Raw genomic sequence first — 23,785 nt, forward strand, 5'->3', positions numbered from 1 at the left:
CCGCCCTCAGCCGAACCTGCGAGCGGCCGCCGACACGGCCTCCCGCGCCTGTTCGGCGAGCCGCGCCACGATCCGTTCCGCAGGACCCGATTCCGTCAGCGGGTAGGTCTGGCCCGCCCAGAGCGATACCGCCTCCGGGTCGCCCGCCGCCGTAGCCGCGGCACGCACCGGCTTGGTGATGTTGTTCAGCTGCGGATACGCCGCCGGCGCGGCGGCCGAGTTCTCCCGGAGGAACCGGTTCTCCAGACCCCGCGCGGGCCTCCCGCTGAACGCACGCGTGATCGCCGTCTGCCGTCCGCCGGCGTCGAGGGCCGCGCGATAGGTGCCGTTCGTGCCTGCCTCGTCCGCCCGCAGGAATGCCGTTCCGAGCTGTGCGGCGACCGCGCCCGCCGACAGCGTCGCGGCGACGTCCGCGCCGTGCACGAGCCCGCCCGCGGCCACGAGCGGCAGGTCGGTCTCGGCGCCGATGAGCCGCAGCGCCGACAGCAGGCCGAGCAGCGGTCCACCGCTGTCACTGCTCGCGTCGTCGGTGAACACCGCGCGGTGGCCACCCGCCTCGAACCCCTGGACGCAGAGCACATCGGCGCCCGCCGTGGCGGCCTCGCGGGCCTCGTCGGGGGTCGTCACGGTCACCACGACGGTCACGCCCGCCTCGTGGAGCCGCTCGATATCGGCGACCAACGGCGTACCGAAGGTGAACGACACCACCGGCACCCGCCGTTCGACGACGAGGTCCAGCTTCGCCGCGTAGCCGTCGTCGTCCCACCGGCCCGCACCCGGCGCGACGCCGTAGCGGTCGGCCTCACCGCTCAACCGGTCGGCGTACGAGGTCACATCGACCAGCGACCGCACGCCGGGGACGAACAGGTTCACCCCGAACGACTCCCCCGCGAGCTCGCGGGTCTTGTGGATCTGATCGGCCAGCGTGGCGGCCGTGAGGTAGCCCCCGGCGAGGAACCCGAAGCCACCCGCCCGCACGACCGAGGTGACCAATTCCGGCGTGGACGGACCGCCGGCCATCGGCGCCGCGATCACCGGGACGCGCAAGGACTCGAACATGCCCCTCATCGTACGAACGGACGCTGCCGGGATTCGATGCGGCACCGAGGTGCCGCCGACGCCACGTGGCGACCGCGTGACATATCAGTCGGCAACGTAACACCGACATGACCCGCCGTCACCCGGGTGAGCTACACCGCGTTTCGAGCACGCTAAGCCTCGTCGCCGAACCTTGAATGGGCCGTTCGGGCCAGTCCAGGCTTCCTCGCCATACGCGAAAGCCCTTCGCGCAGCACCCGAGAGGAAGAGGACCCATGACCGAGAAGCAGACCCCGCGCCCCGCGCAGCGCTGGACCGTACGCGGCCTCGCCGTGAGCGCGCTGGCCGTTCCGATGCTGGCCGTCCTCGGCGGCACGGCGTCGGCGGCGGAACTCACGCCGATCGCCGAGTATCTCGACGAGACGATCGCCACCACGTCCGCCTCGCTGGTCGAAGCCCTGGCCCTACTGCTCGGCGTGCGCTGACCCGCGGCATGACCGGACACCGGGCGTGATCCGGTCGACGACGAGGGCCGCGCGATCCGGGCGGATCGCGCGGCCCTCGCGGTACCGGGTTCACGGAACCGTCGTGATCGGACAGTCCGATCACGACAGTCTGCCGTTACTTCTTTCCCTTGCCCTTGTCGCTGCTCTCCCCCTCGTCCGCGGACAGTGCGGCGACGAACGCCTCCTGCGGCACCTCCACGCGGCCGACGGTCTTCATCTTCTTCTTGCCTTCCTTCTGCTTCTCCAGCAGCTTGCGCTTCCGCGAGATGTCACCGCCGTAGCACTTGGCGAGCACGTCCTTGCGGATCGCCCGGATCGTCTCGCGCGCGATGATGCGGGAGCCGACGGCAGCCTGGATCGGCACCTCGAACTGTTGCCGCGGGATCAGCTCGCGCAATCGCTTGGTCATCTTGTTGCCGTAGCTGTAAGCGAAGTCCTTGTGCACGATCGCCGAGAACGCGTCGACGGCCTCGCCCTGCAAGAGAATGTCCACTTTGACCAGATCGGCCGTCTGCTCGCCCGCCTCCTCGTAGTCCAGCGAGGCGTAGCCACGCGTGCGGGACTTGAGCGAGTCGAAGAAGTCGAAGATGATCTCGGCGAGCGGCAACTTGTACCGCAGCTCGACACGATCCTCCGACAGGTAGTCCATACCGAGCATCGTGCCGCGCTTGCCCTGGCACAGCTCCATGATCGCGCCCACGAACTCCGAGGGAGCGATGATCGTCACCTTGCTGATCGGCTCGTGGGTCTCGGCGATCTTGCCCTCGGTCGGCCAGTCCGACGGGTTGGTGACGACGTGCTCGGTGCCGTCGTCGAGGAAGACGTCGTAGACGACGTTCGGCGCCGTGGCGATCAGGTTCAGGCCGAACTCGCGCTCCAGCCGGGCACGGGTGATCTCGAGGTGCAGCAGCCCGAGGAAGCCACAGCGGAAGCCGAAGCCCAGCGCCACGGACGTCTCCGGCTCGTAGGACAGCGCGGCGTCGTTGAGGCGCAGCTTGTCGAGCGCGTCACGCAGCACCGGGTAGTCCGAACCGTCCACCGGGTAGAGCCCGGAGAACACCATCGGCTGGGGCTCGCGGTAGCCGGCCAGCGGCTTCTCCGCCCCGCGCCGCTCGAACGTGACCGTGTCACCGACCTTCGACTGCCGGACGTCCTTCACCCCGGTGATGAGGTAACCGACCTCGCCGACCCCGAGCCCTTCCGACGGCTTCGGATCGGGCGAGATGATGCCGACCTCGAGCAGCTCGTGCGTCGCGCCCGTCGACATCATGCGGATCTTCTCGCGCGGCGTGATCTTGCCGTCGACGACGCGGATGTAGGTCACGACACCGCGATAGGTGTCGTACACCGAGTCGAAGATCATCGCGCGGGCCGGAGCCTCCGCATCACCCTCCGGGGGCGGCACCTGGCGCACGATCTCGTCGAGCAGTGCCTCGACGCCGTCACCGGTCTTCGCCGACACCCGCAGCACGTCGGAGGGCTCGCAGCCGATGATGTGCGCCAGCTCGGCTGCGTACTTCTCCGGTTCGGCCGCCGGCAGGTCGATCTTGTTCAGGACCGGGATGATCTGCAGATCGTTCTCGAGCGCGAGGTACAGGTTGGCCAGCGTCTGCGCCTCGATGCCCTGGGCGGCGTCCACGAGCAGGATCGCGCCCTCGCACGCCTCGAGCGCGCGGGAGACCTCGTAGGTGAAGTCGACGTGGCCCGGGGTGTCGATGAGGTGCATGACGTGGTCCTGGCCGTCGACGTGCCACGGCAGCCGCACGTTCTGCGCCTTGATCGTGATACCGCGTTCCCGCTCGATGTCCATGCGGTCGAGGTACTGGTCGCGCATGGCCCGCTGCTCGATCACGCCGGTGAGCTGCAGCATCCGGTCGGCCAACGTCGACTTGCCGTGGTCGATGTGGGCGATGATGCAGAAGTTGCGGATGAACTCCGGCGGCGTGAACGTCTTCTCGGCGGACGGGCGGTTCTTTGTCACTCGTTTCCTCGGATCGCTCGTGGACGGCCACCCCCATGGTCCCATGCCGCCGCCCGTGAGGTTCCCCCGGAGGCCGGACGTCGAGCGAGGTCAGCCCCGCCCGACGGCACGGACCGTGGGCGCGCCGCGGCGGGCGTCAGCCCGCGGCGGGCCGGACGTCGGTCCGCAACGGGTGGTCCGACGGGACCTGCACCAGCACGATCCGCACGCCGTCCGGGTCCCGCAACCACGCCTCGTCGAGACCCCACGGTTCACGACGGGCGTCACGTTCCGGCTCCACCCCGCGCTCCCGCAGCGTCGCCAGCTCGGCGGGCAGGTCGCGGACCTGCAGCCACAGCGCCATCGCCTCGCTCGGCCCCGTGCTCGCGCGGCCGACGATCTCCACAAGCCCACCACCGGCGAAGAACACCGTTCCCCCGGGGAACTCGCGGTAGATCGCCAACCCGAGCGTGTCCCGGTAGAACGCGGTCGTGACCTCCGGATCACGCGGGTGCAGCAGGATGCGGCTGTTCAGCACGTCCATGGCCGCAGGGTCTCACACCTCGGCGCCGGCTCACGCCAGCGCGATCGCCGCGATTCCCGCCAGCACCACCAACGAGCCCGCCACTCTCCTGCGGCCGTGGGGTTCGCCCAGGATCAGCCACCCCGCCAACCCGGCCAGCACGATGCTCACCTCGCGCAACGGCGCCACCAAACTCACCGGGGCCAGCCGCATCGCGAACAGCACGAGCAGGTACGCGACCGGCGAGAGCAGCCCCACGAGAACCACGGACCGGCGATGCTCCCGCCACAGCCTGCCGGTCGGCCCTTCGAACGCGACCCCGGCATCACGGTCCTCGGCATCACGGTCCTCGGCATCACGGTCCTCGGCATCACGGTCCTCGGCATCACGGTCCTCGGCGCCTCGAGGCGCGGCGCCATCGAGGCCACTGCCGTCGAACCGTGCGTCGTCGAACCGTGCGTCGTCGGGGCCACTGCCGTCGGGGCCACTGCCGTCGGCACCGGCGCCCGCGGCACCTCGCGGCGTGGCGCCACCGTGCGGGGCCTCGCCGTGCGGGGCCTCGCTGCGCGGGGCCTCGCTGCGCGGGGCCTCGCTGCGCGGGGCCTCGCTGCGCGGGGTTTCACTGCGCGGGACACCGTCGGTCCGGTCGTCAGCGGGTACCAGTACGCGCCCTCGGGCCCCACTCAGTGCATGGGGCGCCAGCAGCAGGCTCTGCAGCGCCGTTCCGGCAGCGAGGTAGACGACCGGCGGGACCCCGAGTTCGTCGACGGAGTAGGCGTCCCACAGTGTGTACGCCGCGATGGTCACCCCGGTGAGCACGCCGTAGCCGGCCCCTGCCCGCCCGCGGCCACGAGTGGGCGTCGTGCTGGGCGCACTGATCACCAACACCCCGCCGACGACGAGGACGGCGCCGACGAGGCCCGGCCAGCCGGGGCGCTCGTGCAGCACGAGCACGGCCACCACCACGGCCAGCAGTGGACCGCACCCTCGCGCCAGCGGGTAGACCACGGACAGGTCGCCGACGGCATAGCCGCGCTGCAGCACCACGCCGTAGGCCACGTGCGCCACGGCCGTGACCGCGGCGGCCAGGAGCCACGTCCAGCGGGGCTGCTCACCGCTCACCAGGACGTGCGCGATCCCGAACGGCAGCAGCACCGCCGCCGAGACCGTGTAGTAGCAGAAGACGAAGCGGGCCCCGCCGGGAACGCGGGTGGCCACGAGGTTCCACGCGGCGTGGAACGCGGCGGCGAGCAGAACGAGAACCAGTGCGGTAAGGGACACGGGTAGCCTTCCTGGCCCGCCGCGGTCACGGCAGGCCGGCTACTCCAGGCTTTTGTCCCGTCATATGCGGGTGCGGCCACTCCCGCACCCGGGTGCCGCTCGGACCGGACCCGCGCTGCCCTCGTTGTCGGTGTCGTCGTTCCCGCGGGAACGAGCGGGGCGCGGCGGAACCCTAGGCACTGTCGGCGGCAGCCTACCTCCGCACGCAAGGATCCTGACCGGCGCTGATAAGCTGTTCCACCGCTGCCGTGCGGCATTCCGCCAGGGAGGAAACCCGGCTCAGCCGGTGCCGAGACGAGCGCGGCAGCGATCGCCAGTAGCCGTAGGACACGGCCGAACATGAAGGAGTCACCTCGTGGCCAACATCAAGTCCCAGATGAAGCGCATCCAGACCAACGAGAAGCGCCGTCAGCGCAATCAGGCGGTCAAGTCCACGGTGAAGACCTCGATCCGCAAGTTCCGCGAGGCCGCCGACGCCGGCGACAAGGACAAGGCCGTCGAGATGCTGCGCGCCGCGGGCCGCCAGCTGGACAAGGCCGCCAGCAAGGGCGTCATCCACAAGAACCAGGCCGCGAACAAGAAGTCGGCCATGGCCCAGCGCGTGAACAACCTCTGAGCTGTCACTCGTCGACTCGGGCGAAGCCCCCGGTTTCCTCAGGAAGCCGGGGGCTTCGTCATGCGCGGCTGCGTCCCCGGCCCGTGTTGCAGCCCGAGGTTCCCGTTGCAGAGCCACAGCCCGCGTGTCGGTGTCACAGCCCGCGTGTCGGTGTCACAGTCCGCCTGTCACGGCCTCACGTTGTCGCCTCCGGGACCGCGATGCACTCGAACCCGGTACTGCCGCTCCGGCCGGGCCGACCACATCGCCCGGGTGATCGGCCCGGCCCGGGTCCGCGATGCTGCCCACTCGGCACCTCGCGGCGCCGAATCCGCCGACTGGACGGTTCCGCGCGGCTCGCCGATTCCGCCGGCGCATTGGTCCTGTCCGGTTCGACGACCGTAGCCCGGTTCCCGGCGTTCGTCCCTGCTCAGCGGTTCTGCTCAGCGGTTCTGCTTCGCGCCGACGACGTCGAGCACAGCGCGTTCCAGCGCGTAGTCGGGGTCGGCCGCCGCACCCTTGACCTCGGCGTTCACCCGGGCGACCGTCCGCATGGCCTCGGCGAGTCCCGCCGCGTTCCAACCGCGCGTCTGTCCCTGTGCCTTGCGGATCTTCCACGGCGGCATACCGAGCTCGCCCGCCAGCTGGTTCGGGTTCCCCCTGCCCGCGGCCGACACCCGGGCGACGGTCCGTACCGCGTCGGCGAGCGCGTCCGCGATGAGCACGTGCGGCACACCGATCTGCTGTGCCCACCGCAGCGTCTCCAACGCCGCGGCCCGATCCCCGCCGACAGCCTTCTCCGCGACCAGGAAACCGGTGACGTCGGCCTTGCCGCGGTGATAGCGGCGGACGGCCTCCTCGTCGACCTTGCCCCCCGAGTCGGCCACCAGCTGCGTCGCCGCCGACGACAGTTCCCGCAGGTCCGAGCCGACGGCGTCGACCAGGGCGGACACCCCCGCCGCATCGATCCGGCCACCCGCCCGTTTGACCTCCGCACGCACGAAGGCCTCCCGTTCGGCGGGCTTGGTGATCTTGGCGCATTCGGTGACTTCGGCGCCCGCCTTCTTCAGCGCCGTCGGCAGCGACTTGGCGGCCTTGCTCCGGCCACCCCCGGAATGCACCACGACGAGCGTCACGCCGTCGGCCGGGTCCTTCAGATAGGCCGACACGGCGTCGGCGAGTTCCTGCCCGATGTCCTGCGCCTGTTCGAGCACGATCACCCGGCCCTCGCTGAACAGCGACGGGCTGACGAGTTCGGCCAGCTCCGGGGGCGTGAGGTCGGACACTTTCATCCGCGTCAGTTCGGCCGTCTCGTCCACGGCTCTGGCCGCGCCTACGGCGGCGTGCACAGCCCTGTCGACGAGTAGTTCTTCGTCGCCCAGCACGAGGTGCAGGGGCGCAGGGGCGGCGGTCGACGCGGTCACACCCTGATCCTGCCACGGTGACATGGAGCGCAACGGCATGGCCGGGACTGATCGCTATGCCCTAATGTGGTGCCCACACACGCCGCGCAGGCATACGGCGGACAATCGAATACCGCTCATCAAGAGGGGCAGAGGGAACGGCCCGCAGAAGCCCCGGCAACCGGCGTCAGCCTGTCATCTCGATTCCGCGAGGTAGCTGACGACAACGGTGCTAATTCCGACCCGTGCCAGCGGGGCAGATGAGGAAAGGAACCTCGCGATGACTGCAGCCCTGACCCCCTCCACCACCAAGGCCGTCGACCTCGGTCCGGCCGTCGAACTGGTGTCGAAGGAAGAGGGGCACCGCCAGCCGCTCGCCCCGGAGTTCGTCTCCGCGGAGGACTTCTCGCCGCTCGAGGTCGGGTACGACTTCGGCAGGGTCCGCCGGGAGGACATCGAGTCCGGGCCGCGCAACATCTGGCGCTACAAGAAGCTGCTGCCCGTCCCGTCCAACGTCGAAGAGATCCCGAACACCGAACCGGGCTGTACCCGGCTGGTGCGGGCCGACAACCTGGCGAAGGCGCTCGGTGTGAAGCGCCTCTGGGTGAAGGACGACACCGGCAACCCGACGCACTCGTTCAAGGACCGCGTGGTCGCCGTGGCGCTCGCGGCGGCACGTGAGTTCGGCTTCGACACGCTCGCCTGCCCTTCGACGGGCAACCTGGCCAATGCCGTGGCTGCCGCAGCCGCCCGCGCCGGCTGGCAGTCGGTGGTGCTCGTGCCGTCCTCGCTCGAGCGCGCGAAGATCCTCACGACCGCGGTGTACGACGGCGCACTGCTCGCCGTCGACGGCAACTACGACGACGTCAACCGCTTGGCCACCGAGTTGGCCGCCGAGCACGAGTCGTGGGCGTTCGTGAACGTCAACGTGCGGCCGTACTACTCCGAGGGGTCGAAGACGCTCGGCTTCGAGGTCGCCGAGCAGCTCGGCTGGCGCCTGCCCGAACAGATCGTGGTGCCGATCGCCTCCGGTTCGCAGCTGACCAAGGTCGACAAGGGTTTCAAGGAGCTGGCGCAGCTCGGCCTCGTCGAGGACTCGCCATACACCATTTTCGGTGCCCAGGCCAGCGGCTGCTCGCCCGTCTCAACGGCTTTCCGCAACGGTCACGACGTCGTCCAGCCTGTCAAGCCCGACACGATCGCGCGGTCGCTGGCGATCGGTAACCCGGCCGACGGGCCCTACGTGCTCGACACGGTGAACCGCACCGGCGGCGCGGTCGAGGACGTCACCGACGACGAGGTGGTCGAAGGCATCCGGCTGCTGGCCCGCACGGAAGGCATCTTCACCGAGACCGCGGGCGGCGTGACCGTCGCGACGGCGAAGAAGCTCATCGAGGCAGGCAAGATCGACCCGGACGCCGAGACCGTACTGCTGATCACCGGCGACGGCCTCAAGACCCTCGATGCGGTCGAGGACAAGATCGGCCCGAAGGCGACGGTCGCACCGTCGGCGGCCGCGGTGAACGAGGTCCTCGGCGGCTGACGACCGGACGGCCGGGTCTCGGCTGCTTCCGACTCCCTCGTTCGACGCGGGCCGTTCCGTCACGGTCCCGGTCCGCGTCGAACGAGCGCGGGTTCGTCCCCGTCGCCAGGGACGACCGCGAGGTCTCCGCCCCGGTCGGTCCGCGCGACGAGCGCGCCCACTGCCTCCAAGGCATCCGTGGTGGTGTCGCTGGGGTGCCCGTAGTCGTTGTCTGCACCGACGCTGACCAGCGCGATGCGCGGTCGCACCGCGGCCAGGAACTCGGGCCTGGTGTAGCGGCTGCCGTGGTGTGGCACCTTGAGCACCTCGGCCCCCAGGTCGACGTCGCGAGCGAGCAGGTCGCTCTGGGCGGTCAGTTCGATGTCCCCGCTGAGCAGTACGCGTCCCGCGGGCGTCGACGCGCGCAACACGGCCGACGTGTCGTTGACGACGGTGCCGTCCTCACTCTCGCCTGCGCGTGCGCGTTGCGGCGTGTAGTGCGGACCGAGGACCTCGAGGGTGAGTGCGTCCCAGCGCAGCGTCCTGCCGACCGTCAGGTCGACCAGCGGCACCGCGCGGCGACGGGCCGTGGTCGACACTTCGCGCCACGCCCACGCCGGACTGCGTCCGCGGCCGACGGCGATCGCACCGACACTGCGGCCGTCGAGCACGGCATGCAGGCCGCCGACGTGGTCGGCGTGGAGGTGGCTCAACGCGACCAGTGGCACCCGCCGGACGTCCAACCGGTCGAGACAGCGGTCGATCTCCCTGGCATCGGGACCGACGTCGACGACCACGGCCCGGCCGGGCGTACCGGTGGCCAACACGATCCCGTCACCCTGGCCGACATCGCACGCCACGACCGTCCAGCCGGCGGGCGGCCATCCGGCCTGCAGGAACCGTGGTGGCACGGTCACCACGAGCGCTGCCGTCACACCGATCGCCACGGCCATGCGCGCCTTTCGGTACCGCAGCGCGGCGACGGCACCGACGGCGATGCCCGCGGCGGCGACCCCGCCCCACCACCCCGACGGCCAGGACACGACCGCCCCGGGCACTGCGGCCGCCTCCCGGGCGACGATCACGAGCCAGCTCACCCCCGGCCCGGCGAGGTGCACCAGGACCTCGGCCGCCGCCGGTGCAGGCACGGCGAGCGCGGCCGCCGCCACGCCGAGCACCGTGACCGGCGCGACCACCGGCGCTGCGAGCAGATTCGCGGCGACGGAGACCATGCTGATCTCGCCCGCCATGCCGGCGATGACCGGTGCGGTGGCGACGAAGGCGGCCACGGGCACGGCGAGCGCCTCCGCCATGCCGGGCGGGACGCGCCGCGCAGCGAGCGCGGCGGCCCACCGGGGTGCCAGGAAGATCAGACCCCCGGTCGCGACGACCGACAGCGCGAAGCCCATGCTCGTGGCCATCGCCGGGTCGACGAGTATCAGTCCGCAGACGGCCGCCGCCAGCGCCGGCACCACGGAGCGCCGGCGTCCGAGCACGAGGGCGGCGAGTCCCAGGGCTCCCATGACCGCGGCGCGCAGCACGCTCGGTTCGTAGCCGACGAGCACGACGAACCCCGCCAGCGCGATCCCGGCCGCACCTGCCGAGACGCGTGGACCGAGCCGCACGGCACGCGCGAGCAGGAGCACCGCACCGCACACGATGGCGACGTTCGAACCGCTGACCGCCGTGAGGTGGGACAGCCCGGCGTCGAGGAACTCCTTCTCCACACGCGCCGACTGATCACCGGTGTCGCCGACGACGAGCCCGGGCAGCAGGCCCGCTTCGTCCTCGCCGAGCACTCCCGAGGCATCCCGCAGTGCGCTGCGCACGACGTCGGCCGCGCGCTGCCAGACCGGGGCCGCGTCGACCCGCTCCGGTGGTCCGCGCACGTAGCCGACCGCCACGGTCAGATCCCCGCGGCGGGCCGGTGCCAACGAGACCGTCACGCTGACCCGCTGCCCCGGCAGGAGCCGGGCCCACTCGCCTACCGGCCCGATGAGCAGGACACGTCCCGTCGACGAGAGGCCGTCGCCGCCGGACCCGGCCCCGCCCGTGCCGACACGGGCGGCCTCGTCTCGATCATGGACGCTCACGACGTCCACGGGCACCAGCACCGACCGGGCCCCGCCGCGCTGAGCGCCGTACCCGTCGTCCCGCAGCGGGCGTGGTCGCTCCCGCACCTCGGTGCGCATCCGGACTTCGCCGCCGTCGGCGGCCACCGCCCGGAGCGGGTCCGCATCCGCCTCGTGCACCCGAAGGCCGACGGGCACCAGCACCAGCAGTCCGCAACAGCCCACGGCCATCGCCGCCGCGGCCACCCTGGGCGCGCCACGGCGCCGCGCGCGCACCGCGACGAGACCTCCGGCGACGACGGCGACGCCACCGACCGCGACCGCCGACTGCCAGCCCCACTGCAGGCCCGCGAGAGCGCCGCCCCACACGGCGAGCGCCGCCGGCACCAGCCGCATGTCCCGACGTGGCCGCGCCGCGGGATCCGCGGTGACCTCGGACGCGGCACCGATACCGGCGGTGAGCGTCATGCGATGCTCACCGCGTCGCGCAGGTCCGCGAAGCGTTTGTCACCGATCCCGTCGACCTCGCGCAGTTGTTCCACCGCGGTGAACTCGCCGTGGTCGTCACGCCACTCGAGGATTCGCTGCGCAGTGACCTCGCCGACCCCGGGCAGGCTCTCCAGCGCCTCCTGGTCGGCGGTGTTCAGCGGGACGCGCTCGTCGCCGGTCTCGTCGGCCGTCCCGGTGCCGTTCGGCTGCGCGCCGTCCGCGGTGCCGCCGGCACGCACTTCCGGCGGCACCGGCACGCCGACGTAGATCTGCTCGCCGTCGACGAGCACACGGGCCAGGTTGACCGACAGCAGGTCGGCCCGGCGCGGCGCGCCGCCCGCGGACTCGATCGCATCGGCGACACGCGCCCCGGCACGCATCCGCACGAGGCCGGGCCTGCGCACCTTGCCGACCACGCTGACGACCAGTCGTTCGCCCGCCGCTCCCGACGACGCCGCGGCGGAGCCCGACGTCGATGGTGCCGTCGCGGACTGCGACGCCGACGTGGGACGGGGTGATGCGGATCCGGACGTCTGCTGGGCTGCGGGGAGCGGCGGCGGCGCCTCCGCGGCGGGTTCGTCGGCGAGCACGAATCCGGCCAGGCCGAGCGCGATGACCACCCCCGCGGCCACCGACACCAGCAACCGCCGCGACGGCCTGCGGCCGGAGCCTGCAAGACCGGCGGGCACCCATCGTTCGACGAGACGTCCGGCGCGGCCGCGCAATGCCGCGGTCATCGGGTTCTCGCGCAGCGGCCCGGCGTGCTCGTCCTGCGCCGCTGTCTCACTGGCCGACCGCATCGCCTCGATCGGGGATGCGGCGTCGCTCGGGGACGCCGCCGGATCCGGCGACACCGGCGCCCCATCCGGCGGTGCGGTCACCGCATCCGGCGGGGCGGGGCCGTCGTCGCCGGATCCGGATCGGCCTGATCCCGGCGCGGCGTCCGATGCGTGCCCGGCGGCCGTGCCACCGCGCCCGGTGCCGGTGTCAATCCCCGGCCGTCCGCGCGGCGCCGTCTCCTCCGGCGGCGCGCGGAGTGCGTCGTCGAGGGGTGCGAGGGCGGCCAGCTCTGCCAGTCGTCGTTGCGGTCCCCTTGCGGCCGCCGTGGCGGAGCGACCGGCCCGGACCTGCGCTGTTTCGTCGAACACCCGCTCGACGTTAGGAAGCCGGCGACCGGGGCGGCAGAGGGAAAACCGCATTCTGTGGACAGCCGGGGCGGTGTGAACAACTCCCGGCTCGAGCGCCGTCGTCGCCGGTCGTCGTCGGTGAGGTGCGCTACGATGCCGGGCCGCCACGGCCCGGCATCACGGCCCGGCGCCACGCGCCCGGGCAACCCTCACACCGCCGCGGCCTCACTGCCGGGGAGTCGGGCGCTGCACCACGACGCCGAGGACGCCGGGGCCGGTGTGTGCGCCGATCACGGCGCCCAGTTCGGTGACGACACAGCCACGCGAGGCGGGGAGGCGTTCGTCGAGCCGGGTCGCCAGTTCGGCCGCGCGGTCCGGTGCCGCGAGATGATGTACCGCGACCTCCACGTCCGGCTCACCTGCCGCTGCCTCGGCCGCCAGCTCGACCAGCCGTGCCATCGCTCTGCCGGTGGTGCGTACCTTCTCGAGCGGCGTGATCTCCCCTTCGGCCATGTGCAGCACCGGCTTGACCATCAGCGCGGTCCCGAGCAGTGCGGCCGCGTGGCCGATACGCCCACCACGGCGCAGATGTTCGAGGGTTTCGACGACGAACAACGTCCGCGACCGCAACGCTGTGGCCGTCGCAGCGTCCTCCACCTCGGCACCGGTCAGGCCGGCCTGCGCGGCCGCCGCGGCGTGGCTGGCGGCGAATCCGAGTCCCATGGCCGTGGTCCGCGAATCGACGACGCGCACCCGGTCCGGACCGACCTCCTGGGCCGCGAGCACCGCGGCCTCCCAGGTGCCGGAGAGACGTTTCGACAGGTGCACCGACACGACCGAGTCGGCGCCCGCGTCGAGGGCGGCCCGGAACTGCGCCGCGAACTCCGTGGGCGTCGGCCGCGATGTCGTCACGATCCGTTTCCGCCGTAGCGCACCGGTCAGTTCCTCGGCGCCGAACTCCTCGACGGGAACGGCCAGCCCGTCGACGAGCACGTGCAACGGGACTACCCGGATGCCGAGCCTCTCGGCGCAGCCTTCCGGGAGGTGAGCGGTGGAATCGGTGACGACGGCGACCGGCACGCCGTCAGCCTACGTTCCGTGAGCGTCGCGTCCGGGGACCGGCGCGGCCGCCACGCCGGGCCGGACCGCCGAGATCCGGTCCGCCATCGCCCGGCCGACGGCGGCGTGGCCGTCCCAGCCCCAGTGCATGCCGTCGGGGTTGCCGTGCCCGCCGAGGACGTGCGCACCGACGACGGCGGCCACGTCGAGCATCGGCACGTCGGCGTGCTCGGACCACGCGGTCAGCCGTGCCGCGGTCGCGGCCCGTTCGCTGTGTACCCGGCCGTAGTCGGCCGACCGGTGCACCGACGGCAGCCAGCCCACGATCGGCAGTTCGGGACGAAGCACGCGCAGCGCGCCGACGGCCGTGTCGAGGTAGCGCACGGTCAGCCGGGCGGGCAGTACGGCGGGCCGGCCCCGCGTCAGCCGTGCGAGCGCAGGCTGTGCGCGACGGTAGGCGCCGCGGGCGAACCGCCGGAGTCCGTCGGGGCGCAGATAGCGCAAGCCGGTGCGCAGGTAGGTCGGCAGCGGCGAGGGCAACGTGTCCATGCTGCCGACGGCCAGCACGACGACGTCGGCCCGGTGGAGCTCCGCCCACAGCTGCGGATCGCCGATCAGTGCCCACCACGCGTCACGGGCGGTCCACCCGAAACCGGCGAACAGGACCGCCTCCCCGCCGAGGTGCCGGGCGCACACGTTGGGCCACAGCCGTGGTTCGTCCGCCGGATGTCCGCTGTCCGGTCCGTGAAAAGTGAGCGAGTCGCCGAGCACGAGGATCCGCGGCGCGGTCACCGGGGCCTGCTCCGTCATCGCCGGTGTTATCCCGTCATACCGGCGTTGTAGGCCTGCAGCCGCCAGCGGTCGTCACGGCGGCGCAGGTCCACCCAGTGACAGTTGCCGATACCGCCGAGCGAGGGCCACCGCTCCACCGGCAGGTCCACCAGGTACGCGGTCAGCGCGAGGATCAGTCCACCGTGGGCCGCGAGCAGCACGGTGCCGTACTCCTCGTCGTCGCGCAGCAGGTCGGTGACGACCTCGCCGGCGCGCTCGGCGACGTCGACCCGTGATTCCCCGCCGGGCGGGGCCCACGTCGCGTCGAGCCGCCAGCGGTCCCGCTCACCGGGCGACTGCTCGTCGACCTCGGAGCCCGTCATGCCCTGCCACTCGCCCAGGTGGGTTTCGCGCAACCGCTTGTCGAGCCGCAGCGGCACGCCGATCGCGTCGGTCAGCACCGTGGCGGTGTCGGTGGCACGGCGCAGGTCGGAGGCGATCACCAGGTCCGGTTCGAACCGCGCCAGCGCGGCCACGGCGAAGCGCGCCTGGTTCCAGCCGACCTCGGTGAGTGCCGAATCGAGGTGGCCCTGCATCCGGCCGACGGCGTTGTAATCGGTCTCACCGTGCCGCCAGAGTACGATCCGCTCGACGCTCACGGGACGTCCGATTCCTCGGCGGCCCTGGCCACCGCCTCGTCCAGACCGTCGACCTCGAGTTGCGGGCAGTCCTTCCACAGGCGTTCGAGCCCGTAGAAGGCGCGTTCCTCGTCGTGCTGCACGTGGACCACGACGTCGACGAAGTCGAGCAGCACCCATCGGCCTTCCCGCTCGCCCTCGCGGCGCACCGGCTTGTGCCCGGCCTTGCGCATCTTCTCCTCGACGTTGTCCACGATCGCACCGACCTGCCGTTCGTTCGGTGCGGACGCGATGACGAAGGCGTCGGTGATGACGAGCTGATCGGAGACGTCGAGCACGACGATGTCGGTCGCTTTCTTGTCAGCGGCCGCGTGCGCGGCCACGTTCGCGAGGTCTCGTGCTTCGGCCGTCGCTGCCACGGTGGTGCCCTCCGGATTAGTACGTACGCCGGGTGCAGGGTACCCGGAGGGGCCGACGCGCCCGCCGACTCCGCCCGGTCAGGCGTGATCCGTGCGATACAGCCCGCGTTTGTGGATGTAGCGGACGACGCCGTCGGGCACGAGGTACCAGACCGGTTCACCGCCTGCGACCCGCTGGCGCAGTGCGGTCGACGAGATCGCCATCGCCGTGACCTCGACCAAACTCGCCTTACCGGGAGGCAGGTGGTCGTCGTCGAGGCGGTATCCGGGCCGGGTCACGCCGATGAAGTGGGCGTTGGCGAACACTTCGTCCGCGGCGCGCCACGTGAGGATCTGCTGGAGCGCGTCGGCGCCGGTGATGAAGAACAGGTCGTCATCGGGATACTGCACGCGCAGGTCACGCAGCGTGTCGACGGTGTAGGTCTGACCGCCGCGGTCGATGTCCACCCTGCTGACGGAGAACACCGGGTTCGACGCGGTGGCGATGACCGTCATGAGATAGCGGTCCTCGGCGGGCGTGACCACCCGATCGGCCTTCTGCCACGGCTGGCCGGTCGGGACGAAGATGACCTCGTCGAGTTCGAATCTGGCCTGTACCTCGCTGGCGGCGACGAGATGACCGTGGTGCACGGGATCGAAGGTTCCGCCCATGACCCCGATGCGTCGCGACGACATGGCCACCCACCCTATACCGCGTCCGATTCGGCGCTGACGTGCGCCGGTGGTCCGTGTGATGCGGGCCGGCCCTCCCCTGCCGGGTCGGCCCGCACCACACGGGGCGGCGTGGTGATCTGGGGGACGCACCACGCCGATGACCGGGTCCCCGTTCCGATCACGGATGAGACCGCCCCGCCGCGGCCCCATGACGACACTTTCAAGTGACCTGGGTCACATTCCAGTAGTGAAGGGTCCGTTCGTGACAGGCAACCGGACCCGCGGCGGGGACAGTGTCGGCGCCCGGGTGTAGAGCTGGACCCGTGACTACCGAGGAACACGGCTCCGGCGAGAGCCTCCGCGACCGCGCCGCCACACTGCTTCGTGCGCTGGCGGGTGAACACGCGCAGCTACGCGACGACCAGTGGACAGCGATCGAGGCGCTCGTCGCCGAACACCGGCGCGCGCTCGTGGTGCAGCGCACGGGCTGGGGCAAATCGGCCGTGTACTTCCTCGCCACGGCACTGCTGCGGCAGCAGGGCGCCGGCCCGACGGTGATCATCTCGCCGTTGCTCGCGCTGATGCGGAACCAGATCGCGGCCGCGTCACGGGCGGGCATCAGGGCCGCCACGATGAACTCGGCGAACCAGCAGGAGTGGGACGAGGTGCAGGCAGGCGTCGACGCGGGCGAGATCGACGTACTGCTCGTCAGCCCCGAACGGCTCAACAACCCCGACTTCCGCGACGCCGTGTTGCCGAAGCTGGCCGCGTCCGCCGGCCTGCTCGTGGTGGACGAGGCCCACTGCATCTCCGACTGGGGCCACGACTTCCGCCCCGACTACCGCAGGCTCCGCACGCTGCTGGCCGAGCTGCCCGACGGCGTTCCCGTCCTGGCGACGACCGCGACGGCCAACGACCGGGTGGTCACCGACGTCGCCGAACAGCTCGGCATCGGCAGACAGTCCGACACACTCGTCCTGCGGGGTCCGCTGGACCGCGAGAGCCTGCGCCTGGCCGTGGTCGACACGCCGACGGAAACGGCGCGGCTGGCCTGGCTCGCCGAGCACCTGGCGGATCTGCCCGGTTCCGGCATCGTCTACACCCTCACCGTCGCCGCCGCGCACGACACCGCCGCCCTGCTCGCCCAGCGCGGCTACGAGGTGGCCGCCTACACCGGCAAGACCGAGCCCGCCGACCGTCAGGCCATCGAGGACGACCTGCTCGCCAGCAAGGTCAAGGCCGTCATCGCCACCTCCGCGCTCGGCATGGGATTCGACAAGCCCGACCTCGGCTTCGTGGTCCACCTCGGCGCACCGTCGTCGCCGATCGCCTACTACCAGCAGGTCGGCCGCGCGGGTCGCGGCGTGGAGCGGGCCGAGGTGGTGCTCCTGCCGGGACCGGGTGACAAGGCGATCTGGGATTACTTCGGTTCACTGGCCTTCCCCGACGAACACCGCGTCAACCAGGTGCTCGACGCCCTCGCCTACGCCGACCGACCCCTGTCGACGGCGGCGCTGGAACCGCGGGTGGAGCTGTCCCGGTCGCGACTCGAGATGGTGCTGAAGGTGCTCGACGTCGACGGCGCGGTCCGGCGGGTCAAGGGCGGCTGGGTCGGCACCGGAACGCCGTGGAGTTACGACGCCGAGCGTTACGAGCGTGTGCGCATCGCTCGCGAAGCCGAACAGCAGGCCATGGTCGATTACGCGGCGACCGGCGACTGCCGGATGGAGTTCCTGCGCAGGCAACTCGACGATCCGCACGCACAGCCCTGCAGCCGGTGCGACAACTGCACCGGCGAAGGCTGGCCGTCGCGCGTCGCCGACGAGATCGTCGGACAGACGGCCGAAACACTGGCCAAACCCGGTGTCGAGCTCGCACCGCGGAAACAGTGGCCGACGGGACTGGCGGCGCTCGACGTACCGCTGTCCGGCCGCATCGGCACCGGCGAGCAGGCCGCACCGGGGCGGGTCGTCGGCAGGCTCACCGACGTCGGATGGGGCGGGCGGCTGCGCGACCTGCTCGGTCCGGAGTCGCCGGACGGGCCCGTGCCGGACGAACTGGTCCAGGCCTGTATCGCCGTGCTGGCCTCGTGGGACTGGCAGGAGCGACCCGCCGGCATCGTGGCGGTGGGCTCGCAGCGGAGGCCACGGCTCACGGCCGATCTGGCGGGCAGGCTCGCCTCGATCGGCAGGCTGCCGCTGATCGGCACGCTCGACGCCGACGGGCCGCCGCCACGCCGCGCCAACAGCGCGGTGAGACTCGCGGACCTGTGGCAGCGGCTCCGGGTACCGGTGGATCTCCACGCGGCACTGAGCGAACCGGACGGTCCGGTGCTGCTCGTCGACGACCTCGTCGACACCGGCTGGACGATGACGGTCGGCGCCCGCCTGCTCCGGCGGGCCGGTGCTGCCGAGGTCCTGCCGCTCGCGCTGGCCTCGACGAGCTGACCGGCGGACCCGGTCCCGCTCGTGCCGCGGACCGTCGGAGTCGGTTCCGTCGCGGCCGGCTCCGTCGGCTCCGCGGCCGGCTCTGTCGCTGTCGGTCCGGTCGTGGCCGGTTCCGTCGGGCGCTTCCGGGCTGCGCGACGTCGATCGCGCGTCCGGAGGCTTCCCCTGTCGTGGTCACTGTGGCACGGTGCGTTCTGCTGCCGCGGCGCGTTCTCCGCCGCAGCGGCGTATGCCACGCCGAGGTGGAGGGCCGACATGGTCGAATCGCACGTGTCCGCATCCCGCACCGCGCCACACAGGCTGCCGGTACGCAGATTGGTCGCGGCCAGCGCGGGCAACGCGCTGGAATGGTTCGACTGGACCATCTACGCGACGTTCAGTATCTACTTCGCGAGCGCGTTCTTTCCCGGCGAGCTCGCCACGATCAACACGTTCGCGACGTACGCCCTGGCCTTCTTCTTCCGCCCGCTCGGCGGGATGCTGATCGGCAGGCTCGCCGATGTGCGCGGGCGCAGACCAGCGATGATCTTCACGATCCTGCTCATGGCGGGCGGGTCGATAATGATCGGCGTCCTGCCGACGTTCGAGCAGGTCGGCTGGCTCGCACCGATCCTGTTGCTGCTGGCCCGCATCGCACAGGGGCTGTCGCTCGGCGGCGAGGTCTCGAACGCCTCGGCCTACCTCGGCGAGATCGCTCCGCCCGCCCGCCGGGGCCGATACTCCTCGTTCTTCTACATCTCCACCGGATCAGCGGTGTTGCTCGCGTCCCTGCTCGGGTTCGGGCTCGCGCGCGGTCTGTCCGAGGCCCAGCTGTACGACTGGGGCTGGCGACTGCCGTTCCTGCTGGGCGGCGTGCTCGGACTGGTGGCACTGTGGCTGCGCCGCGCCCTCGCCGAGACCGAGCAGTTCGAGGAGAACAAGGCCACCGCCCGGCGCGTGCGGCGCCCACTGCTGACGACGTTGAGCCAGCACCCGAAGGCCGTCGGCCACCTCGTCGGGTTCACGATGCTGTCGACGCTCTGCTACTACACCTTCTTCAGCGCACTCACGCCGTTCGCGGTCAACTCGCGGGGCGCCGACGACGTCGACGTCTTCCTCGCCCTGTCGATCGCGACCGCCCTCTTCGTCGCGCTGCAGTATCCGATGGGCGCACTCGCCGACCGGCTGGGCCGCAAACCGCAACTACTGGTCTGGTCCGCGGCGACGGCGGTGCTGATCGTGCCGCTGTCGACCCTGGTCGGCCCGGGATTCGGCGGCCTGCTCCTGGTGTTCTGCGTCGGACTCGGGCTCTACACGGCGATGACGTCGATCGCGCCAGCGGTCATGAGCGAGCTGTTCCCGACGTCGGTGCGCGCTCTCGGCATCGGCGCCTGGTACAACCTCACGGTCGCGCTGTTCGGCGGCACCGCCCCGCTCGTCATCACGGCGTTGTCCGACGCGGGCGCCGGAGTGGCGTTCTTCTGGTACGTCGCTGCGGCTTCGGCGGTGGCGTTTCTCGTCATCCTCCGGCTGCCGGAGACCCGTGGCAGCGAACTGCGCTGACGAGGCGCGGCCCGCTTCACCCGGCGCAGCACCGACCGCAGGCGTTCAGTGCCGGCCGATCGGCACCAGGTCGTCGGCGTGCACGACCTCGCGGCGGTGCTCGTCGGGCAGTTCGTGGGTCGATCGGCCGATCATCTCGGGCAGTTCGGTGACGTCGTAGGCCACCACTCCCCTGGCCACCACCTGCTGTGCCGGGTCGACGAGGTCGACGACGTCGCCTGCGCGGAAGTCCCCGTCCACCCCGACGATGCCGGCGGCGAGCAGAGACCGGCGTTTGCCGACGACCGCGGCGACCGCCCCGTCGTCGAGCTGCAGCCTGCCCTCGGTGCCCGCGGCGTAGCCGAGCCAGAACCTGCGCGCCGACAACCGTTTGCCCGCGGCGTGGAACGCCGTGCCGACGTCCGCACCGGTCAGTGCGCGCCGAGCGTCCGCCGCCGCGGCAACCAGCACCGGAATACCGCTGGATGCGGCCATCCTCGCGGCGGCGACCTTCGACATCATGCCACCGGTTCCGAGACCCGAACTGGACATCCCGACCTTCAGGCCGTCCAAATCGGACTCGTCTGCCACCTCGGCGATCTTTCGTGTGCCGCCCGCGCGCGGATCACCGTCGTACAGCGCGTCCACATCGGACAGCAGGATGAGCCCGTCCGCCCCGACGAGATGGGCGACGAGGGCGGCGAGCCGGTCGTTGTCACCGAAGCGGATCTCCTCCGTGGCGACCGTGTCGTTCTCGTTGACCACCGGCACGGCGTCGAGCGCGAGCAACCGGCCCAGTGTCCGCTCCGCGTTGCGATAGTGCGCCCGGCGCACCACGTCGTTGGACGTCAACAGCACCTGGCCGACGGTGAGGTCGTGACGGCCGAACGACGCCGCGTAGGCGTGCGCGAGTGCCAGCTGGCCGACACTCGCCGCGGCCTGCTGCGTGGCCAGATCCCGTGGCCGGGTGTCCAGCGACAGCGGCGCGAGCCCGGCGCCGATGGCACCGGAGGAGACGAGCACGACCTGACCGTCACGCCCGACCCTGCCGGCGACGGCGTCGACGAGCGCGTCGAGCCGTGCGACGTCCAGACCGTCATCGGCGGTCGTCAGAGACGACGACCCGACTTTGACGACGACCCGGCTCCCGCCCGCGATCGCCGCACGTGCCTCACTCACCGGCGCCCTCACTCACCGCAGCTCTCCGTTCCCTCGCTGAACTCGCTCGCCGTGCCCGGCACCGCACGCCGTGATCGAACGCCGTCACCGGTCGCCGTCGCCGCCGGCGTCGATGTCCGGATTGATGTCGGCGGTCTCGTCGCCGGCGTCGTCGGTGTCGCCGGTGCCGGACACCCGGCGGGCCCGGCGCGCCTGTTTCCGGTCGGCCGCCGACACCCGGTCGCTGCGCTCGAGGCGCGGATCCGTGCCCCGTCCCGCCAGCTGCGTCACGACGCTCGGCGTGGACGGCTCCCACTCGAACGTGTAGTCGCCGATCGTCACCGGGCATCCCGGTTCGGCACCCATCCGCGCGAGCTCCTCCTCCACGCCGAGCCGGTTGAGCCGGTCGCCGAGGTATCCCACGGCCTCGTCGTTGGAGAAGTTGGTCTGCTTAACCCACCGCTCCGGCTTGGGCCCGCGCACGATGAACCCGCCGGGCTCGTCGGGGTCCGCCTCGATGGTGAATCCGCTGTCGTCCACCGCGGGCGGCGCGAGCACGATCTGCGTCGGCTCGGCGGCAGGCCGTTCGGCGCGCGTCCGCTCGACGATCTCCCCCAGCGCGAAGCCCAGCTCCCGCAGCCCCTGGCGCGACACGGTCGACACCTCGAACACGCGCAGTCCACGCTGTTCCAGGTCCGGTCGCACGAACTCGGCGAGCTCGGCAGCGTCGGGCACGTCCACCTTGTTGAGCACGACCAGCCTCGGCCGGTCGGCGAGACTCTCACCCAGCGCCGGGGTGTAGCGCGCGAGCTCCTCCTCCAGCGCGTCGACGTCCGAGACCGGGTCACGGTCCACCTCGTACGTCGCGCAGTCGATGACGTGCACGAACACGGCGCAGCGTTCGATGTGCCGCAGAAAGTCCAGACCGAGACCCTTACCCCCGCTGGCCCCGGGAATGAGACCGGGCACGTCGGCCATGGTGAACACCGTGTCACCCGCGGTGACGACACCCAGGTTCGGCACGAGCGTGGTGAACGGGTAATCGGCGATCTTCGGCTTGGCCGCCGACAGCACCGAGATCAACGACGACTTGCCGGCAGAGGGGAAGCCCAGCAACCCGACATCGGCCATCGACCGCAGCTCGAGCACCAGGTCACGGGATTCGCCTTCCTCCCCGAGCAGCGCGAACCCCGGGGCTTTGCGGGCGCGCGAGGCCAGCGCGGCGTTGCCGAGGCCGCCCCGGCCGCCTTTCGCCGCCACGAACGTCGTACCGGCGCCCACCAGATCGGCCAGCACCTCGCCGTCCTCGGTCAGCACGACCGTGCCCTCCGGCACGCGCAGTTCGAGCGTCTCTCCCGCGGCACCGTTGCGGTGGCTGCCCTGCCCCTGCTTGCCGTTACCCGCACGCGCATGCGGCCGGTAGTGGAAGTCCAGCAGCGTGTGCACGCCCGGGTCGACGACGAGCAGCACGTCACCACCCGTGCCGCCGTTGCCTCCGTCAGGACCGCCGAGCGGTTTGAACTTCTCCCGGTGCACGGAAGCGCAGCCGTTCCCACCCGAGCCGGCGGTCAGATGGATCACCGCCCGGTCGACGAATCGGGTTGTCATGGCTCTGCCTTTCGGAGTACAAGCGCTGCCGGAGTACGGGCGCTTTCGGTTGTGACCGGCGCTCTCGGGCCGCGATGTGCAGGCGGTCGAGATGCACCTCGGTGTGCGCGTTCAGGGTGTCCGAGCTCGGGGTGTGCGAACCCGCGGGGGCACAGGCGCACCACGAAAAACAACGAGGGGCGGGACCGGAATTGTTCCGGCCCCGCCCCTCGTCGGAGTTACTCGTGGTAGCTGGTCGGGCCGTTCAGCCCTCGCCCGGAACCACGTTGATCATCTTGCGGCCGCGCTTCTCACCGAACTCGACCGAGCCAGGGGCCAGGGCGAACAGCGTGTCGTCACCGCCACGGCCGACGTTGTCACCCGGGTGGAACTTGGTACCGCGCTGCCGGATCAGGATCTCGCCGGCCTTCACGACCTGACCGCCGAACCGCTTCACACCGAGGTACTTCGGGTTGGAGTCACGACCGTTCTTGGAGCTGGAAGCGCCCTTCTTGGTTGACATCTGAGCTCAGTCTCCTCTGGAAAAAGGCGAAAGCCTTACTTGCTGATTCCGGTGACCTCAACGCGGGTCAGCTTCTGACGGTGACCCTGGCGCTTGTGGTAGCCGGTCTTGTTCTTGAACTTGTGGATCCGGATCTTCGGACCCTTGGTCTGCTCGACGACCTTGCCGGTGACCGAGACCTTCGCCAGCGCGTCGGCGTCCGACGTGACCTTGCCGCCGTCAACGTGAAGCACGGCGGGGAAGGTGTGCTCGGTGCCCGGCTCGCCCTCGAGCTTCTCGACCTCGACGACGTCACCAACGGCGACCTTGTACTGCTTGCCGCCGGTCTGGACGACTGCATACGCCGACACGGAAGTCTCCTGCATTGCTCGACTGTGGGTGGGGGCTCACGCGATGGGGACCGCCCGTGGCGATCCGGCCTTCGCGTGTAGCGGCCCGCTCCAACAGCAGGCCGCTGTCCAGCTTACGTGCCACCCGGTGACGTTGGGACAC

Annotated in this window: 22 protein-coding genes, 1 pseudogene and 1 riboswitch; of the genes and pseudogenes, 6 read left to right on the forward strand and 17 right to left on the reverse strand. The window is 71.3% G+C overall.

What is annotated here, in order from left to right; genetic code table 11:
- Positions 1–6: 6 nt before the first annotated feature.
- On the reverse strand, positions 7–1,059 hold the full coding sequence (locus tag LY40_RS05995) for an NAD(P)H-dependent flavin oxidoreductase (protein WP_258936177.1): 1,053 nt from the start codon (positions 1,057–1,059) through the stop codon (positions 7–9).
- Positions 1,060–1,313: 254 nt separating this feature from the next.
- Here LY40_RS05995 and LY40_RS06000 point away from each other — a divergent pair, with 254 nt between their 5' ends.
- Positions 1,314–1,523 carry a hypothetical protein gene (locus LY40_RS06000; RefSeq protein ID WP_183785743.1) on the forward strand — a complete coding sequence of 70 codons (210 nt, stop codon included), beginning with the start codon at positions 1,314–1,316 and terminating at the stop codon, positions 1,521–1,523.
- Positions 1,524–1,659: 136 nt separating this feature from the next.
- Here the strand turns inward: LY40_RS06000 and lepA are convergent, their stop codons facing one another.
- The 3 genes from lepA to LY40_RS06015 all read right to left on the reverse strand — a co-directional run bounded on the left by lepA (position 1,660) and on the right by LY40_RS06015 (position 4,294).
- On the reverse strand, positions 1,660–3,525 hold the full coding sequence (lepA, locus tag LY40_RS06005; protein ID WP_183777965.1) for a translation elongation factor 4: 1,866 nt from the start codon (positions 3,523–3,525) through the stop codon (positions 1,660–1,662).
- A gap of 136 nt (positions 3,526–3,661) precedes the next feature.
- Complete coding sequence (locus LY40_RS06010) at positions 3,662–4,048, reverse strand: VOC family protein (RefSeq protein ID WP_183777967.1); 387 nt, start codon at positions 4,046–4,048, stop codon at positions 3,662–3,664.
- 30 nt (positions 4,049–4,078) lie between these two features.
- The gene (locus tag LY40_RS06015) at positions 4,079–4,294 is read right to left on the reverse strand and encodes an EamA family transporter (protein ID WP_372497703.1); all 216 of its coding nucleotides are present in this window, start codon (positions 4,292–4,294) and stop codon (positions 4,079–4,081) included.
- Here LY40_RS06015 and LY40_RS26485 point away from each other — a divergent pair.
- Entirely contained in the window at positions 4,191–4,766 is a 576-nt protein-coding gene (locus LY40_RS26485; RefSeq protein ID WP_372497704.1) for a pentapeptide repeat-containing protein, read from the forward strand. The two genes, LY40_RS06015 and LY40_RS26485, sit on opposite strands and share 104 nt — an antisense overlap.
- A 146-nt stretch (positions 4,767–4,912) precedes the next feature.
- Here LY40_RS26485 and LY40_RS06025 read toward each other — a convergent pair.
- Positions 4,913–5,308: pseudogene (locus LY40_RS06025) on the reverse strand (EamA family transporter); the annotation flags it as partial.
- A 355-nt stretch (positions 5,309–5,663) separates the two neighbouring features.
- On the opposite strand from LY40_RS06025, the gene rpsT reads away from it, so the two are divergent.
- On the forward strand, positions 5,664–5,924 hold the full coding sequence (gene rpsT, locus LY40_RS06030) for a 30S ribosomal protein S20 (RefSeq protein ID WP_183777969.1): 261 nt from the start codon (positions 5,664–5,666) through the stop codon (positions 5,922–5,924).
- A 422-nt stretch (positions 5,925–6,346) separates the two neighbouring features.
- Here the strand turns inward: rpsT and holA are convergent, their stop codons facing one another.
- Positions 6,347–7,327, reverse strand: coding sequence for a DNA polymerase III subunit delta (gene holA / locus LY40_RS06035; RefSeq protein WP_258936178.1), 981 nt, complete (start codon positions 7,325–7,327; stop codon positions 6,347–6,349).
- A gap of 113 nt (positions 7,328–7,440) precedes the next feature.
- Positions 7,441–7,573: riboswitch (SAM riboswitch) on the forward strand.
- A 13-nt stretch (positions 7,574–7,586) separates the two neighbouring features.
- Between holA and thrC the strand changes: the two genes are divergently transcribed.
- Positions 7,587–8,849 (forward strand): threonine synthase, encoded by a 1,263-nt coding sequence (gene thrC / locus LY40_RS06040; protein ID WP_183777973.1) that lies wholly within the window; start codon positions 7,587–7,589, stop codon positions 8,847–8,849.
- A gap of 59 nt (positions 8,850–8,908) precedes the next feature.
- On the opposite strand, the gene LY40_RS06045 is transcribed toward thrC, so the two are convergent.
- The 7 genes from LY40_RS06045 to nadD all read right to left on the reverse strand — a co-directional run bounded on the left by LY40_RS06045 (position 8,909) and on the right by nadD (position 16,078).
- The gene (locus tag LY40_RS06045; protein WP_372497683.1) at positions 8,909–11,368 is read right to left on the reverse strand and encodes a ComEC/Rec2 family competence protein; all 2,460 of its coding nucleotides are present in this window, start codon (positions 11,366–11,368) and stop codon (positions 8,909–8,911) included.
- Positions 11,365–12,537 (reverse strand): ComEA family DNA-binding protein, encoded by a 1,173-nt coding sequence (locus LY40_RS06050; protein WP_258936179.1) that lies wholly within the window; start codon positions 12,535–12,537, stop codon positions 11,365–11,367. Before LY40_RS06050 ends, LY40_RS06045 begins: the two co-directional genes overlap by 4 nt.
- A 204-nt stretch (positions 12,538–12,741) precedes the next feature.
- On the reverse strand, positions 12,742–13,596 hold the full coding sequence (locus LY40_RS06055; protein ID WP_183777977.1) for a DegV family protein: 855 nt from the start codon (positions 13,594–13,596) through the stop codon (positions 12,742–12,744).
- Positions 13,597–13,605: 9 nt separating this feature from the next.
- Positions 13,606–14,385: a diglucosylglycerate octanoyltransferase gene (gene octT, locus LY40_RS06060; RefSeq protein ID WP_258936180.1), complete on the reverse strand. Its 780-nt coding sequence runs from the start codon at positions 14,383–14,385 to the stop codon at positions 13,606–13,608.
- 8 nt (positions 14,386–14,393) lie between these two features.
- Positions 14,394–15,005: a histidine phosphatase family protein gene (locus LY40_RS06065; RefSeq protein ID WP_183777981.1), complete on the reverse strand. Its 612-nt coding sequence runs from the start codon at positions 15,003–15,005 to the stop codon at positions 14,394–14,396.
- On the reverse strand, positions 15,002–15,403 hold the full coding sequence (gene rsfS / locus LY40_RS06070) for a ribosome silencing factor (RefSeq protein ID WP_183777983.1): 402 nt from the start codon (positions 15,401–15,403) through the stop codon (positions 15,002–15,004). The genes LY40_RS06065 and rsfS overlap by 4 nt, the downstream gene beginning before the upstream one ends.
- A 78-nt stretch (positions 15,404–15,481) precedes the next feature.
- On the reverse strand, positions 15,482–16,078 hold the full coding sequence (nadD, locus tag LY40_RS06075; RefSeq protein ID WP_183777985.1) for a nicotinate-nucleotide adenylyltransferase: 597 nt from the start codon (positions 16,076–16,078) through the stop codon (positions 15,482–15,484).
- 302 nt (positions 16,079–16,380) lie between these two features.
- Between nadD and LY40_RS06080 the strand changes: the two genes are divergently transcribed.
- Positions 16,381–18,504, forward strand: coding sequence for a RecQ family ATP-dependent DNA helicase (locus LY40_RS06080; protein WP_258936181.1), 2,124 nt, complete (start codon positions 16,381–16,383; stop codon positions 18,502–18,504).
- A 255-nt stretch (positions 18,505–18,759) separates the two neighbouring features.
- Positions 18,760–20,046: an MFS transporter gene (locus tag LY40_RS06085; RefSeq protein WP_183777990.1), complete on the forward strand. Its 1,287-nt coding sequence runs from the start codon at positions 18,760–18,762 to the stop codon at positions 20,044–20,046.
- 45 nt (positions 20,047–20,091) lie between these two features.
- Here LY40_RS06085 and proB read toward each other — a convergent pair whose 3' ends face one another.
- The 4 genes from proB to rplU form a co-directional block, all read right to left on the reverse strand.
- A complete protein-coding gene (proB, locus tag LY40_RS06090; RefSeq protein WP_183777992.1) occupies positions 20,092–21,204 on the reverse strand; it encodes a glutamate 5-kinase in 1,113 nt (370 codons plus the stop codon).
- Between the two features lie 84 nt (positions 21,205–21,288).
- Positions 21,289–22,791 (reverse strand): GTPase ObgE, encoded by a 1,503-nt coding sequence (obgE, locus tag LY40_RS06095; protein WP_183777994.1) that lies wholly within the window; start codon positions 22,789–22,791, stop codon positions 21,289–21,291.
- Between the two features lie 244 nt (positions 22,792–23,035).
- Positions 23,036–23,293 carry a 50S ribosomal protein L27 gene (rpmA, locus tag LY40_RS06100; RefSeq protein ID WP_183654789.1) on the reverse strand — a complete coding sequence of 86 codons (258 nt, stop codon included), beginning with the start codon at positions 23,291–23,293 and terminating at the stop codon, positions 23,036–23,038.
- Between the two features lie 35 nt (positions 23,294–23,328).
- A complete protein-coding gene (gene rplU / locus LY40_RS06105; RefSeq protein ID WP_183656051.1) occupies positions 23,329–23,643 on the reverse strand; it encodes a 50S ribosomal protein L21 in 315 nt (104 codons plus the stop codon).
- Positions 23,644–23,785 lie beyond the last annotated feature (142 nt).

It is taken from the genome of Prauserella salsuginis (assembly GCF_024648885.1).
GTDB classification, from domain to species: Bacteria; Actinomycetota; Actinomycetes; order Mycobacteriales; family Pseudonocardiaceae; genus Prauserella; species Prauserella salsuginis.

Excerpts from the sequence above, each read along its gene's own strand:
- rpmA (WP_183654789.1), bottom strand. The coding sequence starts at position 23,293 with ATGTCAACCAAGAAGGGCGCTTCCAGCTCCAAGAACGGTCGTGACTCC.
- LY40_RS06085 (WP_183777990.1), top strand. The coding sequence starts at position 18,760 with ATGGTCGAATCGCACGTGTCCGCATCCCGCACCGCGCCACACAGGCTG.
- LY40_RS06010 (WP_183777967.1), bottom strand. The coding sequence starts at position 4,048 with ATGGACGTGCTGAACAGCCGCATCCTGCTGCACCCGCGTGATCCGGAG.
- octT (WP_258936180.1), bottom strand. The coding sequence starts at position 14,385 with ATGACGGAGCAGGCCCCGGTGACCGCGCCGCGGATCCTCGTGCTCGGC.
- LY40_RS06045 (WP_372497683.1), bottom strand. The coding sequence starts at position 11,368 with ATGACGCTCACCGCCGGTATCGGTGCCGCGTCCGAGGTCACCGCGGAT.
- thrC (WP_183777973.1), top strand. The coding sequence starts at position 7,587 with ATGACTGCAGCCCTGACCCCCTCCACCACCAAGGCCGTCGACCTCGGT.
- nadD (WP_183777985.1), bottom strand. The coding sequence starts at position 16,078 with ATGTCGTCGCGACGCATCGGGGTCATGGGCGGAACCTTCGATCCCGTG.
- LY40_RS06000 (WP_183785743.1), top strand. The coding sequence starts at position 1,314 with ATGACCGAGAAGCAGACCCCGCGCCCCGCGCAGCGCTGGACCGTACGC.
- LY40_RS05995 (WP_258936177.1), bottom strand. The coding sequence starts at position 1,059 with ATGTTCGAGTCCTTGCGCGTCCCGGTGATCGCGGCGCCGATGGCCGGC.
- LY40_RS26485 (WP_372497704.1), top strand. The coding sequence starts at position 4,191 with ATGCTCACCTCGCGCAACGGCGCCACCAAACTCACCGGGGCCAGCCGC.
- obgE (WP_183777994.1), bottom strand. The coding sequence starts at position 22,791 with ATGACAACCCGATTCGTCGACCGGGCGGTGATCCATCTGACCGCCGGC.